The following is a 16,679-nucleotide window of genomic DNA, read 5'->3' on the forward strand; positions in this document are numbered from 1 at the left end:
AGTTATTTTCCTTGTTTTAAGACCATTGCTCCCAATGGCGGAATATTTAACAGAATAGAATACTCCCTGCCATGGCATGCTTCTTTTTCTGGCAGCATCAGTTTTTCATTCAGCTTACCGCTTCCAAAAAATTCTTCAGCATCTGTACTGAATATTTCTTTCCACTTACCTTTAAACGGTAAGCCTACCCGATAGTTTTCACGGTAAACCGGGGTAAGGTTTAGAATAACGATCAGGGTATCTTTAGCCTTCGATGATTTTCTTGCATAAATATAGATGGAGTGGTCGGCATCATCTGCATTGATCCACTCAAAACCATCATAAGAAAAACTGCGCTCGTACAATGCAGGTTCAGACGTATATAATTTATTCATGGCCCTTACCGTTTTCTGCATCCCTAAATGCGGCGGATGCTGCAGTAAATGCCAGTCCAGCGAATTCTTAAAATCCCATTCGTGAGTTTGTGCAAACTCATTACCCATAAACAATAATTTTGTTCCGGGCTGCGTAAACATATAGGCATACAATACCCGCAGATTAGCAAACTTTTGCCATTCATCTCCCGGCATCTTGTAGATCATGGAAGATTTACCATGTACTACCTCATCGTGTGAGAACGGAAGCATGAAGTTTTCAGTAAACGCATAGGTGATGCTAAATGTTAATTGATGGTGATGATGCTTGCGGTTGATCGGATCATTTTTGAAATACTTTAAGGTATCGTTCATCCATCCCATCATCCATTTCATTCCGAAACCCAGGCCGCCCGCATATACCGGATTTGTTACTCCCGGATAGGTACTGCTCTCTTCGGCTATGGTCTGCACACCTTCAAAATTGCCATAAACCGCCTCATTAAGATCTTTAAGAAACTCAATAGCACCTAGGTTCTCACTGCCCCCATATTTATTGGTAGCTGCTTCTTCCGCTTTTCTGGAGAAGTCAAAATAAAGCATAGAAGCTACAGCATCAACCCTTAAGCCATCGGCATGAAATTTATCCAGCCAGTATAAGGCATTGCTGATCAAAAAAGAACGTACCTCGTTGCGGTCGTAGTTGAAGATGTACGATTTCCAGTCCGGATGAAAGCCCTTACGCATATCTGCATGCTCATACAAATGTGTACCATCAAAATGATACAGTCCATGTGCATCGCCAGGAAAGTGTGAGGGCACCCAGTCTAAAATTACTGCAATGTTATTCTTATGCAGCTCTTCAATCAGGAACATCAGCTCCTGTGGTGTACCATGTCTGGAACTAGCGGCAAAATAGCCTGTAATCTGGTATCCCCATGAAGGATAATAAGGATATTCCATAATGGGCATAAACTCTACGTGTGTAAAGCCCATATCCAGCACATAAGGAACCAGACTTGCGGCAATCTCGGTATAGGTTAAAACTCTTTTAGGTGCTGCCGGATCACGCTGCCATGAACCCAGATGCAGTTCATAAACCGACATGGGTTTATTTAACGCATTTAATTTAGGGCGCTTACTTAGCCAGGCCTTATCTTTCCAGGTATAATCGTTGTCCCAGATTACGGACGCTGTTTTTGGCGGATGTTCCCATTTGGTTGCATAAGGATCTCCTTTTTCTACCATGACCCCATCAAATCCATTAACGGCATATTTATATACCTCACCTTTGGTAAGATGAGGTATAAAGCCTTCCCAGATTCCGGAGGAGTCCAGACGTCTATTTAGCGGATGTGAATCTTTGTTCCATTGGTTAAAATCCCCGATAACACTTACTGACCGTGCATTTGGTGCCCAAACTGCAAAATAAACCCCATCAATATCCTGGTGCGTCGTTAAGTGTGCCCCAAACTTTTCGTACAACCGAAAGTGCTTGCCTGAAATGAATAACGAGATATCAAAATCACTGAATAAACTGTAGGCAAGCACTTCCATTAACTATATATTTTTATAATGATAAAATTCTTATTGGATTTAAACCTTAAACAATTCCGGTCATCAAGCACATAGTCTGTGATTTCTTTATCGTCTACGGTTATCTTATTGACATTAAAGGGAAGTCCAACGATATTGTAATTATACAATTCATAGTTCGGTGTATACAACCCGTCCCTGCTTTGCTCAATTGTCAGGCCAAACTGGCTTCCTTTGACGCTGAATTTTTTCTCGGAATAAATATCCTGCTCATACGCAAAGGTATCGCCATGATCTTCAAAAAGAAATGAGTTTACTTCGTAGTCAGAGAAATAAACATTCAATAATACTTCATCAATGTCTTTCTCACCTACATATTGCATAACCGGATATTCCGGAATAACCGATCCTGCACGCACAAACAAAGGCATATGATCTAAAGGTGCTTCAATGTTATGCTCACTTTCTCCGGTAAGCACTTCATGGGTCCAGAAATTAACCCACATCCCCTTAGGAAGGTATACTTTACGCGAAGTGGCTCCTTGTTCTAAAACCGGGCACACCAGGATCTTATCACCAAAGGTAAACTCATCCTGACGGAAGCTATTGCTGATATTTTCCTGCTCAAGCATCACCAATGGTCTTAGAATAGGAAAACCGTACCGATGGTGTTCCCAAAATACTGAATACAGGTAGGGTAATAAACGGTATCTCAGCTCAATATAAGTTCTGTTGATGCTGGTATAGGGCTCTCCGAAGCTCCATGGTTCTCTTTCTGAGGTATCACCCGCAGAGTGTGCACGCATAAATGGCGAAAAGGTTCCCAACTGGATCCAGCGGGTAAATAGCTCGGCATCCGGCTCTCCGCTAAAGCCGCCAATATCGGTTCCGCAGAAAGGCACTCCGGAAACAGACATGCGCTGACATTGGATGTTACCAATTTTAAGGTGTTCCCACGACGCCACATTGTCACCCGTCCAAACACAACCGTAACGCTGCATACCAGAGTAACCGGCACGTGTGATGGTGAAAGGGCGTTTATTGCGCATCAGTTTCTTTAAGCCGTCATAGGTTGACCGAACCATCTGCATGCCATATACGTTATGTGCTTTTCGGTGTGAGCCTCTGTAACCGTCGTAGTTGTGCCTTACATCGTTAGGAAAAGTTCCTGAACCAAATACTGCGGGCTCGTTCATATCATTCCATACTCCTGCAACGCCCATATCTACCAGCTCTTTGTACAGGTTACCCCACCATTCACGAACGTTTGGATTTGTAAAGTCAGGAAACTGGCATCTGCCCGGCCAAACGTGACCTTCCATAAAGTAGTCATCACTGCGCCTGCAGAAGTAGTTATTCTCTTTACCTTCTTTAAATACCCAATAGTTATCATCAACTTTGATACCCGGATCGATCATGACCACGGTCTTAAAGCCATCATTGGCCAGTTCCTTGATCATTCTTTTCGGATCGGGAAAATGGGTTTTGTTCCAGGTAAAGCAGCGGTAACCATCCATATAATCAATGTCCAGGTAAATGGCATCACAAGGAATATTTCTGGATCTGAAACCTTCAGCAATTTCTTTTACTTTCTTTTCAGGATAGTAACTCCAGCGGCACTGGTGGTACCCCAATGCCCATTTAGGTGGCATAGGATGGGTACCCGTTAACGTTTGATATCTTTTTACCACGTCCATCAAATGCGGGCCATGGATGTAATAGTACTGCAGTTCTCCACCATCAGCCCAGAAGCTGGTTTTGCTGTTGTCTTCTTTACCGAAGTCAAAATAAGAACGGAATGTATTGTCAAAGAATATTCCGTAAGCAGCTTTATCATGTACACCTACATAAAATGGAATGGTACGGTACAGCGGATCCTGGTCCCAGCCAAATGAATAAGCATCAGTATTCCAGTTCTGGAAATGACGGCCTCTTAAATTCATATTGCCAGATTTGTCCCCCAGTCCGAAGAAGTTCTCTTCTGCCTGGCACTTCTTGGTTGCATACACATAATAACCACCAAATTCTACGTTTTCTTCCCAATGCATAGGTGATGCATCTTCACTCATTACCATCTGACTTTGGTTTTCTGTGAATGAGATCGCGAAATCACTTTTTCTTATTTTACAGGTAATGGTATTCGTTGATACGGCATAATATTCATCCAGTTCCTCTAACTTAAAGGTGGTTACCTTTTGATCAACTACAGGGACCGCATAAGAGAAATCATCTAAAAAAACACCATGTGGTGCCAGTCGTACCCGAATAATTTCGTCACTCACTACGCGTACCTCTACCCTGGCACTGCCATCAGCAAAAAAGAACCGGTTACCCTCTGTAATTACTTTTTGAACTGAACCTAAGTATTGTTTTACAATTGGTTTCAGATCCGTTACCGGATTATTTAAATGCTGTACAGCTTCTTCAACTTCTTGTGATGTAGTTATGCTATTGGTTATCTCTTTTCCTGGTTCGTTTTGTTCTTCCATTATCATCTCTTATTAAAAATCGCTCCCTTTAGATCGTGTAATCTATACACCTAAAGTGTTAAAATTTCCAGTAAAACCAAAGGATTATTATTATATATGGCTATTTAAATACAAAAAGGCCCTGACTTGATGGTCAGGGCCTCGAATTTATATTCTGTTATTTTTTGGTTAATTTATTTACGGATTATAGGTAAATCCGATATAATACAATGCCCCTACAGAAGGATTTCCATAAGACGTAAAGTAATATTTATTTAAAATATTTGAACCACCTACTTTGATCATAGATTTTACTGAAGGTATTTTTAAATTAATCTGTGCATCCAGTGTACTGAATGACGGCACCTCTCCAGATGAGAATGATGAGTTCCAGTAGAACCCGTCCTGCCAGCGATAATTTACGTTAAAGCCGATATTTTTAATGACCTCTTTATTTCCCAACCCTAAATTATAACGAACTTTAGGTGTATTAAAATCATTGATGTATTCAGCAGGAAGATCACCTATTTCATTGTAGGATACGTTACCGCTTACATTATAATCACCCATCAGGTAATCAATTCCTAACGCTGCACCATAAGATGTTACTTCACCTTTAGCATTTACAGGAACACCAAATTTAGGGAAGTTATTAGCTGGATTTTCCTGGTACACATCAACAGCAGTTATAAAATCCTTATAAGTGTTGTAATAGGCGTAGGTATCTATTAAGAACCGTGGACCAAGCAATCCTTTATAACCAACTTCGTAAGCCTGAACACTTTCTGGACGTACCCCTCTGGCATCAAAATCATACGTTTGCAGTAATGCTCTGTTTGGAGCTCCTGTAGATACAGAAGTAAGGTATGCCCGGTAACTTGCATCCGTATATGGCTTGTTTGTAAACAAATTATATTTATTTAAGCTTTCTGGTAATCCACCGATCAGACGTTGTCTTCCACCGGCTACAGACAGGTCAATGTATTGATTCTGCGTAGTTGGATTCCGGTAACCCGTTTGATAAGATACGCGGATATTATTGTTTGGTGCCACAGTAAACACACCAGATATTCTCGGTGTAAAACGTCCGTCAAAATTGGTGCTTTTATCGTATCTGCCCGATACGGACAATTTAAACTTTTCCTGAAATAACTTTTTACTCAGTTGTGCATAAGCGCCATATTCATCGATATTAAGATCGCGTGTAAGATCGTCAAATATCGTTCCTCCTGATCTCAACTGATAAATTCTATACGAACCACCAACCTGCAGTTCAAAAACATTATTTAATGCATTGGATAAGTTATACATTCCTTCATAATGATAAAGATTTGTTTTATCATCAAATTTGGCTCCCTGGCCGGAAGAAATTGTCGCATTTGCAATGCCGTTTTTTACCGTATTAAATTGAGTGGTACCAGGCATTAAACGTCCCTGATCTGCTACTCCCCTTGCCGCATTGTGCGCTACTTCATCAGTAGCGCCTTGTGCACGTGCAGTCGAGTAGGCTAAAGCATATTGTGCAAACCATCCTGATGTTGGGTTAGCAGCAGGGCCTACACTAGGTTTATACGCTTCATTAATGAAAGAACCAAGAATAGATGAAATATAAGAATCACCAGAACGCTCCTGGGTAGTATATGCCCGGACAAAGAAATCCTGACCCTTTAATTCTAATTTATATTGACCGATGTTAAAATTTCGTAAAGAATAGCGGTCTGAACCAGTATATACAGAAGTACCTGTTCCCCAGTTTAATTGTGCAATAGCTTCAATTGTAGGTGAGAACCTGTAATGCATGGAACCAGACATTTTCATAGATTCGGTATCGTAGTCTACTAAATTCGCCTCATTATATCCTGTTCTGGAAACATCCTGGCTGCTTGTTGTATTCTTATTTAAGCTATAAAGTACGCCAAGGTATGGAAGTGCCGGGCGTAATGTTGCATAAACAGGGTTGGTATTGATGGCAGTAACCAGGTTCGCATAGCTTGCTCCTGATCCGATCAGATTGTTAAAAGCTGCAAATCCTGCAGGAGACGCTGCAGCAAAACCTTGCTGTAAACTTCTGGATACCGACAAGATGTTTGAATTTGTCTCATCACCATATACGTTTACCCCATCATAATTTGGATCAGTTACCCGGTTTCCACTTTTAACCGTGCGGGATGTACGGTCGAAGTTATTATAGTTATCCGCCTGCCAATCCTGAGCCTGCAAGAATGAGAACGTACCTTTGATTGCAAACTTATTACCCCAGGCTTTAGCCATACGCACATCAAGTTGCTTATATTCCTGATTTCCTGTATTGTCATCATTCACATGATTAATCCCCGTTTTAAACTGAAAACTTACACCCTGGTAATCAAATGGGTTTTTTGAGGTCATCAGCATCGTACCATTTATACCACCCGCACCATAAAGTGCAGATGACGCACCTGGCAATAACTCCACATTATCGAGGTCCAGATCTGAAATACCCACAATATTACCTACTGAGAAGTTTAATCCCGGAGCCTGGTTATCCATTCCATCCACATATTGATTGAAACGGGTATTACCATTCGAGTTAAATCCCCTGGTATTTATTGATTTGAAAGTTAAACTCTGTGTACTGATCTCTACACCTTTCATATTATTTAACGCATCATAAAATGATGGGGCAGAGATTTCCTTAATTGCATTTACCCCCATGCGCTCCACAGTTACCGGTGATTCAAGGATCCGCTCTGGTGTTCTGGACGCAGAAATTACCACATCCTGGCCCAGGGTAACCCCGGCTTCTATTTCAAGATCAAGACTGGATGTGCTTCCTGTAATTTCTTTTTCAACCGTAGTATAACCTACATAAGTAATTACAATAGTAAAAGGGGCTTTTTCTGTAGTGCTTAAAGAGAATCTTCCTGCACTATTTGTTGAAGTTGCTGTGGTTCTTCCTTTAATGGTAACACCAACACCTGGCATTGGTTCTTTAGTAGCTTTATCTTTAATAATACCACTAATTGTTACACTTTGTCCCTGTGCGAATGATGCTGTAAAAAACAACATTGAAAGCGCAAAGATTGCTCTGGTAAAAGTTTTGCTCATACGTGAATTTGTTTGTATTTGGTTAACGTGTACATAAATCTAAAACATTTTTTTAATTATCCAAATTATAATTTTATTAAAATTTTTTATATCAAAATATAATTTTCATCATATGATATTTATTTATAAAATTTTCCGCAAATCTAATTTTATTTGTGTGTTTATTTCAGCTTTATAATTATTTATGTTTCCGTCTTAACTGACATAGTTTTTGTTAAATTGCAGAATTAAAACCAAATCTTTACTTTGCAGGATCAGGTATCCTTAAATGAGCGATATGAATAAAATCAAAGCCTTTATTTGCGTAGTTATACCAGTTCTGCTGATCTATGCGCTCAATACAAAATTTGGCGATACACCGCCCATTCTTAAATTCCTTAATCCCTTTACCGGTTTTTGGCAAAATGCGGAAAACACTACAGTTAGACTTAGCAAAAAAATAGTTCTTAAAGAAACCCATAACACGGTTGATATCTTATTTGATGACCGTATGATCCCTCATGTGTTTGCACAAAATGACCATGATGTTTATTATGCACAGGGTTATGTTACTGCCATGCACCGGTTATGGCAAATGGACTTTCAAACACGGTATGCCGCCGGCCGGCTGAGTGAAGTTGTTGGTAAAAAAGCCATTGAACTGGATAGATATCAGCGCCGTATGGGAATGGTGTTTGGCGCAGAAAAATCATTGGAAGGAATGTTGGCAGACCCTCAATCTAAAGAAATGATCCTGGCTTATACAGCTGGTATCAATGCTTATATACATAGCTTATCTCCTGCTAAATTTCCAGTTGAATATAAGATACTGGACTTTAAACCTGAAGACTGGACCCCAATTAAATGTGCGCTCCTCCTGAAACAAATGTCCGCAGTTTTAGCCATGGGCTCCGATGAATTTTACATGACCAATATCCGGAAGAAATTTGGTACGGACGTAGTTAAAGACCTGTTCCCGGACTATCCATTTAAAGAAGATCCGATTATTCCTGTGGGGACTAAATGGGATTTTGACCCGCTGCCTATCCCTACCCCTCCTGCTGACTTTACAGAAACAGCATTCGCAGCTGTTAAAACAAAGGAGAAAGAGGAAAGTATTGGCAGTAACAACTGGGCAATATCCGGCAGCAAAACTGCATCGGGCTATCCCATTCTGGCAAATGACCCGCATCTTGATCTCTCGCTTCCATCCATTTGGTACCAGATCCAGCTCCACTCACCAGGCTTAAACTCATACGGTGTTTCCCTTCCGGGAGCCCCTGGTATAACCATTGGTTTTAATCAGGACATTGCCTGGGGAGTAACCAATGTTGCCGCCGATATACTTGACTTCTACCAGATCAAATTTAAAGACAATTCTCACCAAAGCTACTGGCATGACAACCAATGGAAAAACACAACGGTTCGTTTAGAAAAGATTGCGATCAGGGGTGGTAAAACGGAAACAGACACCGTTTTTTATACCCATCATGGGCCTGTTGTTTATTTACAGCAGCCAAAAGACTTCTCCAGATCCGATAACGTTCCTATCGGAAATGCACTGAGATGGATTGCCCATGAAAAATCTAATGAGCTCAAAACATTTTACCTGTTAAACCGGGGTAAGAACTATGCAGATTACCGGAAAGCACTTACCTTCTATACTGCCCCTGCACAGAACTTTATTTTTGCATCGGCAGAAAATGACATCGCCATCACTGCAAACGGGAAGTTCCCATTAAAATGGAAAGACCAGGGTAAGTTTATCCTGGATGGTACAGATCCAAAGAGTGACTGGCAGGGCTGGATCCCTGCATCGCAAAACCCAACGGTAAAAAACCCGCCAAGGAATTTTGTCAGTTCAGCCAATCAATCTTCAACAGATCAAACCTATCCATATTATATAAACTGGTCCTTTAGTCCTTATGAAAGGGCTAAGCGCATTAACGACAGACTGTCTGTGATGACAAACGCCACGGCAGACAGCATCCGGGCCATGCAAACGGATAGCTATAGCATTTATGCGCAAAATGTATTGCCCGCTATCCTGTCAAAGGTTGATGGAAGTACATTGAATGCCACACAGAAAGAAGCGCTAAACATCCTCAGTAAATGGAACAAGTTCTATCGTGCCAATGAAATTGCACCCGGAATATTTGACCTTTGGAACAAACGTCTCGATTTTAACATTTGGTCTGATGAATTTACGGTTGCCGATGTTCCAATGCGACACCCATCAAGAGACAGAACATTACACCTTATTCTAAATGAGCCCAATTCGAAATGGATTGACAATGTAAATACGCCGGCTAAAGAAAGCTTAAAAGATCTTGTTAATGAAGCTTTTAAATATGCGTGCGACAGTATGGAGCGTAAATATGGAGCCATTGGTAAAACCTGGCAATGGGCCAATGTAAAAAACACCAATGTTCCACACCTTGCAAAAATCCCGGGATTCGGTTCTAAGATCCTGATGAATGATGGTGGAAAAATGACCATCAATGCACTTAGCGAAAGTAATGGTCCTTCATGGAGAATGGTAGTTGAATTAGGGAAGACACCTAAAGGGCATGGCGTTTTTCCTGGCGGACAGTCTGGAAACCCGGGCAGCAAATTTTATGACAACATGATCGACACCTGGGCAAGCGGCCAGCTATATGATCTGTTCTTCATGCAATCTGAAAATGATCCCTCTGCTAAAATAATTTCTAAATTAAAAATAACCAAAAAATAACCTTATGGTATTTATAGTCATACTTATCGCTTCGTTTTTATTGCAGATGGTATTACCTTGGTGGATCATCGTACCCGTTTGTTTTGCAACAAGCGGCTTGATTGGAAAAACCGCAAAAATCTCTTTATGGGCTCCATTTTTTGCCATCTTTCTATTGTGGACCGGAATGGCTCTTTATAAAACGCTGCCAAATGACAACATTCTTTCGTTAAGGGTTGCTCAAATGTTTGGCGTAAAGGCCTGGTGGCTTATCTTGCTGCTGAGTTCAACACTTGGAGCTTTTGTAGCCGGCATAAGCGGTTACTGCGGGTATCATTTTAGAAAAGCAGTACTTAGCATGAAAACAACTGCGTAATTAAACTTTCTTGTGTATTTTTGCAGCCGTGAAAGATCTAATCCCTCAAGTTTTCTCTATTGATACGCCGCAATCCTTTGAAAAAGTATGCCTGGATGTATTTAATTATCAAGCTGAAAATTGTGCAGTATACAGAGAATACATTTCACATCTGGGAATCGTACCTCAAAAAATAACACAGTCCGCTCAAATCCCTTACCTACCGGTCAGCTTTTTTAAAACACATAACATTATAAGCAATACCGATCCTGTACAAATCATATTCAGCAGTTCTGGCACCACAGGGATGTCTCAAAGCCAACACCTCGTAACAGATGTATTGGTTTATGAAAAAAGCTTTAACCTGGCTTTTGAACAATTTTACGGCGAAATTGAAAACACCTGCTTTTTAGCCTTGTTACCATCCTATCAGGAAAGAGATGGTTCTTCATTAATTTATATGGTGGATGCACTGATTGGTAAAAGCAGACATCCGGATAGCGGCTATTTTTTACACAACCATACCGATCTTTTTGAGAAACTTAAAGCGTTAAAACTGACCAATCAGAAAACAATCTTAATTGGTGTAACCTATGCCCTGCTTGATTTTGTGGATCAGCATCACATTGACTTCCCAAACCTCCTCGTTATGGAAACTGGTGGCATGAAGGGAAAGCGTAAGGAAATGGTTCGCGAAGAACTGCACCAGACCTTACAGGATGGCTTTGGCATATCCGCAATACATAGCGAATATGGTATGACAGAGCTCCTGTCTCAAGCCTATTCTTTTGGAAATGGGATCTTTAACTGTCCACCCTGGATGAAGATCCAGCTACGCGAAACTAATGACCCTTTAAGCGCAGCACCAATCCATAAAACCGGCGGGATCAATATCATTGATCTGGCAAATATCAATTCCTGCTCTTTCATTGCCACACAAGATCTTGGAAAAATATTTCCTGATGGTTCATTTGAAGTATTGGGCAGGTTTGATAATGCTGATATCCGTGGATGTAACCTGCTTGTGAATTAGCAGTTTGGTTAGTACAAACGTTTATCGAAAATAAAAGATTTAACTTCTTTTATTTTAATAGTTCCAAACAATGGATGATTGACGTTTACGATGTAATTATACTCATCTTCAACAATTGCCGAAGGAACTTTCAAAAGAAGATGCTGGTTTGATCTTATAAAAGCGTTACCTGTAGCTTTAAGGACAGATGGGGCCGGATAGCTATTCCAGTTTACAGGTAAAAAAGTCTTTTCTATTTCGCCAATACTTTTATCCGGGACTTCAAAAACACCGATACAAAAATCTTCAGGATCTTGTATGGCGGTTAAATGAGCTAAAACTTCCAATGCCGCCAGGGCTCTGCTGCCAGCAAGGTAAAGCATGGGCACACCGATGCTATTCCACCGTCCGCCAAATAGTTTGGCTCCTGTACCGCTAAGATCACGGGCACGTTTACATAAAGAAATCCGGTATAGTAACATTAACTAAAAATACCATATTCGATACGGCCGAGCGTTTGCAGGATCAAATCAAAACCGATAGAGGTATCTAAGAGATTAAATGGTGTTTCGCCGTTTAACGTGTAGTTTGGCGTTTTCATCCAATCGTTAAAATTATCCATTGTACCAAAAACTTCTACGCCGCGCTCATATAAGCGGGCCAGTTCAATGGCTTTTTCTGCATGTTCTGTTTTAATGATGGTTGCAGGCGCATAACGCTGCAGGGTGCGCTCTGAAATGTGCATAATCCCTGCAACTTCTTGTATGGTTAAAGAAATTTGTTTTACCAGGCTGATGAGTGCTTTTTTTGAAACCCCTTTACGGGCTAGATTTAAAAGATCAAAATCTGTTGATGGTGTATAATCTGTTCCAAGCAATCCAATTAAAGAGGTTGTACCTAAAGTACCATAGGCAGCTACAGGTTCTGAAACCTGGTTCTCAATTTGTATTTTCTTTTTCATATCCATCAGACATTATACACAAACATAATCCTTTTTGTCTGGTAATGCAATATTTAAATCAACAAATAATCTATCAGAACTTATTTGGCAATTAACAAATAATAATTCTTTTTGCCTTTCTGAACGATGATGAATTGTCCGTTTAAAAGGTGTGATGTGGTCATCCGGCTTCCAGGATCAGCTAATTTTTCCTTATTAACAGAAACACCTCCACCCTGAACCAATTTTTTAGCTTCTCCTTTTGATGTAAAGACAGTAGATTTCTCTGCAAGTAAAGTAGCTGCATCAATACCTTCTTCAAGTTCAGTCATGGAGATCACGTATTGCGGAATGCCTTCAAAGATCTCCAGTACCTGTGCCTCATTTAGTGTATTAAAAAACTCCAGAGATCCATTACCAAATAAAAAATCAGATGTTTTTATTGCCGTCTCTAAAGCTTCCTCAGAATGTGTCCTGACTGTAATATCTTCTGCCAAAGCCTTTTGAAGCACGCGTAAATGCGGTGCTTCGTTATGAGTAGTTTCCAGTGCTTCTATTTCTTCTTTGGTTTTAAGCGTAAAGATCCTGATCCATTTTTTGGTGTCGTCATCTGATGCATTTAACCAGAACTGGTAAAATTTATAAGGAGATGTTTTCCCGGCATCCAGCCAAACTGCACCGCTTTCAGTTTTACCAAATTTGGTACCATCAGCCTTCTTGATCAGGTTTGTGGTAATAGCATAGGCCGTACCTGAATCTTTTCTACGGATCAGTTCAGTTCCCGTTACAATATTACCCCATTGATCAGAGCCACCCATCTGTACCAGGCAGTTGTGGTGTTTCCATAAATAATAAAAATCATACCCCTGGATCAGCTGGTAACAAAACTCAGTGAAAGAAAGACCAGACTCTCCTTCAAGACGTCTTTTTACACTGTCCTTAGCCATCATATAGTTTACAGTAATGTGCTTACCAATATCGCGGATAAAGGTAAAAAGACTCATATCCTTAAACCAGTCTGCATTGTTGATCATAACTGCACCATTTCCGGCATCCTCAAATTTAAGGAACCTGGAAAGCTGTTTCTTTAACTCCGAAAGGTTATGTTCTACCATGTCTTCCGTTTGCAGGTTCCGCTCTGCAGATTTACCGGAAGGATCACCAACCATCCCGGTAGCACCGCCTACCAATGCATATGGCTTATGGCCAGCAAGCTGAAAATGAATCAATGTCATGATCTGGGTCAGGTGTCCAACATGCAGAGAATCTGCCGTAGGGTCAAAACCGATGTACCCTGAAGTCATTCCTTCATTCAATTTTTCTTCTGTACCAGGCATAATATCCTGCAACATGCCTCTCCAGCGTAGCTCTTCAACGAAATTGGTCATTATTATATCCTTTTGTCGCAAATATAGGAAAAGCTCCGTTATACTATAAATTCAACACGATCTAAACGCCCAAAATCAATAAAAATAGCTACTTTTAGAAAAATGAACTTCTTATCACACTTCTACTTTGAACGAAATAATCCTGACGAAAACATGGTTATGGGCGTCGTTTTACCCGATTTTATCAAGAACGCCGAAAAAGGTAAAAACCTGTACCCTGCAAAAGAAAAATACATTTTCGAAACTATCCCATCTCAAAATTCTATCCTTAAAGGATGGGAAAGACATGTACTGGTAGACAATATTTTTCACAACTCAGACTTTTTTAAGTTACAAACTGCTGCTTTAAAGCAAATTATACTTCCTATTTTTGAAAACAGTCCAGTTAAGCCATTTTTCCTTGCACACATTGGCCTGGAACTTATCCTGGATCACCTTCTAACGATAGACAGGGTCGTTAACACGAACATATTCTACGATCAGCTGATCAAAACAGACAGACAGGCATTGGATTCATTTTTACAAACCTGCTCATTGCATGATACTTCCACCTTTTTTAAATTTTTGGACAGCTTTATTTCCAGCAGATACCTGCTCAGTTATCAAAAGATTGAAAACATATCTTATGCATTGAACCGGATCTGTATGCGCTTATGGGACAATCCATTTACAGATACACAGGTTGCGCTGCTTACTGAAAAGCTAATTCTGTTTAAAGACAGTTTAGCACAAAACTACCTATCTATATTTGAAGACATAGAACTTAGTTTAAATGTAATACGGGCTAAATAAAACGCCATAAAATTATTTAATTTGTATCTTCGCTCTCATGTCAAGATCTGATATAAAAGACGAAATGGATGCATTGGTTAAGGAGCTTAATCAACATACTTACAATTATTATGTACTTGCAATGCCCACCATTGCAGATTATGAATTTGACAAGAAATTAGAAATCCTCAGTAAATTAGAACTGGAGCATCCTGACCTTGCAGATCCAAACTCACCTACTTTAAAAGTTGGAGGTGATATCACCAAAACCTTTACCACTGTAAAACACCGCTGGCCAATGCTCTCTTTAGGAAACACCTACAATGAGCAGGATTTGAAAGATTTTGATGAGCGGGTAAGAAAAACACTGGGCGACAGTTTTGAATATGTATGCGAACTTAAGTTTGATGGGCTGTCTATAAGTCTTACCTATGAAAACTCAAAACTTCAAAGGGCAGTAACCCGCGGCGATGGTACAAAGGGCGACGACGTTACTACAAACATTAAGACCATTAACAATATACCACACCACCTGAAAACAGGCGCTGATATTCCCGGGCTCTTTGAGATCCGGGGAGAGATCTTTATGCACCGTGCAGCCTTTGAGCGGTTAAATAAGGAACGGGAAGAGCTTGGAGAGGTGCAATATGCAAATCCAAGGAACTTTGCTTCAGGCACCGTAAAAATGCAGGATTCAAGTGAAGTAGCAAAACGGCCGCTAGATTGCTTTTTATATTCTTTAAACACAGATAAAGACTACTTTAAAACCCATTGGGAAAGCTTACAGGCACTAAAAAGCTGGGGCTTTCATGTATCAGAACATACTAAATTAAGCACAAATATTGATGATGTACTCGCTTTTATAGCCTATTGGGAAAATGAGCGTTTCAACTTATCATTCGATATAGACGGTATTGTCATAAAGGTAAACAGCTATGCGCAGCAGCAGGAACTTGGGTTTACAGCCAAATCCCCACGCTGGGCAATATCATTTAAATACAAAGCACAGGAAGTAGAAACTATTCTTGAAAAGGTAAGTTACCAGGTTGGCCGAACCGGTGCAGTTACACCAGTTGCAAATTTAAGACCGGTACAGCTGGCTGGCACAACTGTTAAAAGGGCAACGCTGCACAATGCAAACGAGATAGAAAGATTAGATCTTCATGAAGGGGATAGTGTATTCGTTGAAAAAGGCGGGGAGATTATTCCAAAGATCATCCAGGTAAACCTGGATAAACGTCAAAAAGATGCAGTACGGATCATCTACCCTACTACATGCCCCGAATGTCAAACACCACTGATCCGCAAAGAAGGAGAAGTTGCATTTTACTGCCCGAATGATGAAGCTTGTCCGCCGCAAATAGTAGGAAAGATCCAGCACTTCATTGGTCGCAAAGCGATGAACATCGATGGACTTGGTGATGAGACCATTGAAACATTTTACCAGAGAGGATTGATCAAACACATCAGTGATCTTTACATCCTGCATGAAAAAGCAGATGAATTGAAGACATTGGATAGATTTGGAGAACGTTCCATCGTAAATATGCTTCAGGGAATTGACCAGTCCAAACAAATGCCCTTTGAAAAAGTACTGTTCGGATTAGGGATCAGGTATGTTGGCGAAACAGTAGCCCGGAAATTGGCTTTTGGAACAAAAAATATCGAAAATCTGATTGCTGCAAGTCTGGAAGAACTAACTGCAATAGATGAAATTGGTCAGCGCATTGCAGAAAGCATCATTGAATACTTCGGAAAGCCGGAACATGTACTCCAAATACAGCTGTTAAGATCACAAGAATTACAATTTGAAGTAATAGAAAATGAAATTGCGCTGCAAAGTGACAAATTAACCGGAAAAACATTTGTAATTTCGGGCGTTTTTGAAAACCACAGCAGAGAGGAACTCAAGTTGTTAATAGAAAGTAATGGAGGTAAAATCTTAAGCGGCATTTCTGCCAAACTAAATTATCTTCTTGCCGGAGACAATATGGGGCCATCAAAACTGGAAAAAGCCAATAAACTGAATGTACCGCTGATCTCAGAGGACGATTTATTAGAGATGTTGAAATAATAA

General features: G+C 40.3%; 11 protein-coding genes. 5 read left to right on the top strand and 6 right to left on the bottom strand.

Annotated elements, in window-relative coordinates:
- Positions 1–2: 2 nt before the first annotated feature.
- The 3 genes from glgB to ATK78_RS15160 form a co-directional block, all read right to left on the bottom strand.
- A complete protein-coding gene (gene glgB, locus ATK78_RS15150) occupies positions 3–1,910 on the bottom strand; it encodes a 1,4-alpha-glucan branching protein GlgB (RefSeq protein WP_133576954.1) in 1,908 nt (635 codons plus the stop codon).
- Complete coding sequence (locus ATK78_RS15155) at positions 1,910–4,378, bottom strand: glycoside hydrolase family 31 protein (RefSeq protein WP_133576955.1); 2,469 nt, start codon at positions 4,376–4,378, stop codon at positions 1,910–1,912. The genes glgB and ATK78_RS15155 overlap by 1 nt, the downstream gene beginning before the upstream one ends.
- 177 nt (positions 4,379–4,555) lie before the next feature.
- Positions 4,556–7,444 (bottom strand): TonB-dependent receptor, encoded by a 2,889-nt coding sequence (locus ATK78_RS15160; protein WP_133576956.1) that lies wholly within the window; start codon positions 7,442–7,444, stop codon positions 4,556–4,558.
- 277 nt (positions 7,445–7,721) lie between these two features.
- Between ATK78_RS15160 and ATK78_RS15165 the strand changes: the two genes are divergently transcribed.
- The 3 genes from ATK78_RS15165 to ATK78_RS15175 are packed head-to-tail and all read left to right on the top strand — an operon-like array spanning position 7,722 to position 11,524.
- Positions 7,722–10,157, top strand: coding sequence for a penicillin acylase family protein (locus ATK78_RS15165; protein ID WP_133576957.1), 2,436 nt, complete (start codon positions 7,722–7,724; stop codon positions 10,155–10,157).
- 4 nt (positions 10,158–10,161) lie between these two features.
- Entirely contained in the window at positions 10,162–10,512 is a 351-nt protein-coding gene (locus ATK78_RS15170) for a hypothetical protein (RefSeq protein ID WP_133576958.1), read from the top strand.
- Positions 10,513–10,540: 28 nt separating this feature from the next.
- A complete protein-coding gene (locus tag ATK78_RS15175) occupies positions 10,541–11,524 on the top strand; it encodes a LuxE/PaaK family acyltransferase (RefSeq protein WP_133576959.1) in 984 nt (327 codons plus the stop codon).
- 8 nt (positions 11,525–11,532) lie between these two features.
- On the opposite strand, the gene ATK78_RS15180 is transcribed toward ATK78_RS15175, so the two are convergent.
- The 3 genes from ATK78_RS15180 to tyrS form a co-directional block, all read right to left on the bottom strand.
- A complete protein-coding gene (locus ATK78_RS15180; protein ID WP_133576960.1) occupies positions 11,533–11,985 on the bottom strand; it encodes an RES family NAD+ phosphorylase in 453 nt (150 codons plus the stop codon).
- Positions 11,985–12,464, bottom strand: coding sequence for a type II RES/Xre toxin-antitoxin system antitoxin (parS, locus tag ATK78_RS15185; RefSeq protein WP_243732544.1), 480 nt, complete (start codon positions 12,462–12,464; stop codon positions 11,985–11,987). The genes ATK78_RS15180 and parS overlap by 1 nt, the downstream gene beginning before the upstream one ends.
- A gap of 80 nt (positions 12,465–12,544) precedes the next feature.
- On the bottom strand, positions 12,545–13,831 hold the full coding sequence (gene tyrS / locus ATK78_RS15190; RefSeq protein WP_133576962.1) for a tyrosine--tRNA ligase: 1,287 nt from the start codon (positions 13,829–13,831) through the stop codon (positions 12,545–12,547).
- Positions 13,832–13,933: 102 nt separating this feature from the next.
- Between tyrS and ATK78_RS15195 the strand changes: the two genes are divergently transcribed.
- Together ATK78_RS15195 and ligA are read left to right on the top strand one after the other, a co-directional pair.
- Positions 13,934–14,623 (top strand): ACP phosphodiesterase, encoded by a 690-nt coding sequence (locus tag ATK78_RS15195; protein WP_133576963.1) that lies wholly within the window; start codon positions 13,934–13,936, stop codon positions 14,621–14,623.
- Positions 14,624–14,660: 37 nt separating this feature from the next.
- On the top strand, positions 14,661–16,676 hold the full coding sequence (gene ligA, locus ATK78_RS15200) for an NAD-dependent DNA ligase LigA (RefSeq protein ID WP_133576964.1): 2,016 nt from the start codon (positions 14,661–14,663) through the stop codon (positions 16,674–16,676).
- Positions 16,677–16,679 lie beyond the last annotated feature (3 nt).

This window comes from Pedobacter metabolipauper (assembly GCF_004362715.1).
Classification (GTDB): Bacteria; Bacteroidota; Bacteroidia; order Sphingobacteriales; family Sphingobacteriaceae; genus Pedobacter; species Pedobacter metabolipauper.

Excerpts from the sequence above, each read along its gene's own strand:
- ligA (WP_133576964.1), top strand. The coding sequence starts at position 14,661 with ATGTCAAGATCTGATATAAAAGACGAAATGGATGCATTGGTTAAGGAG.
- ATK78_RS15170 (WP_133576958.1), top strand. The coding sequence starts at position 10,162 with ATGGTATTTATAGTCATACTTATCGCTTCGTTTTTATTGCAGATGGTA.
- ATK78_RS15195 (WP_133576963.1), top strand. The coding sequence starts at position 13,934 with ATGAACTTCTTATCACACTTCTACTTTGAACGAAATAATCCTGACGAA.
- ATK78_RS15165 (WP_133576957.1), top strand. The coding sequence starts at position 7,722 with ATGAATAAAATCAAAGCCTTTATTTGCGTAGTTATACCAGTTCTGCTG.
- ATK78_RS15155 (WP_133576955.1), bottom strand. The coding sequence starts at position 4,378 with ATGGAAGAACAAAACGAACCAGGAAAAGAGATAACCAATAGCATAACT.
- parS (WP_243732544.1), bottom strand. The coding sequence starts at position 12,464 with ATGAAAAAGAAAATACAAATTGAGAACCAGGTTTCAGAACCTGTAGCT.
- glgB (WP_133576954.1), bottom strand. The coding sequence starts at position 1,910 with ATGGAAGTGCTTGCCTACAGTTTATTCAGTGATTTTGATATCTCGTTA.
- ATK78_RS15180 (WP_133576960.1), bottom strand. The coding sequence starts at position 11,985 with ATGTTACTATACCGGATTTCTTTATGTAAACGTGCCCGTGATCTTAGC.
- tyrS (WP_133576962.1), bottom strand. The coding sequence starts at position 13,831 with ATGACCAATTTCGTTGAAGAGCTACGCTGGAGAGGCATGTTGCAGGAT.
- ATK78_RS15160 (WP_133576956.1), bottom strand. The coding sequence starts at position 7,444 with ATGAGCAAAACTTTTACCAGAGCAATCTTTGCGCTTTCAATGTTGTTT.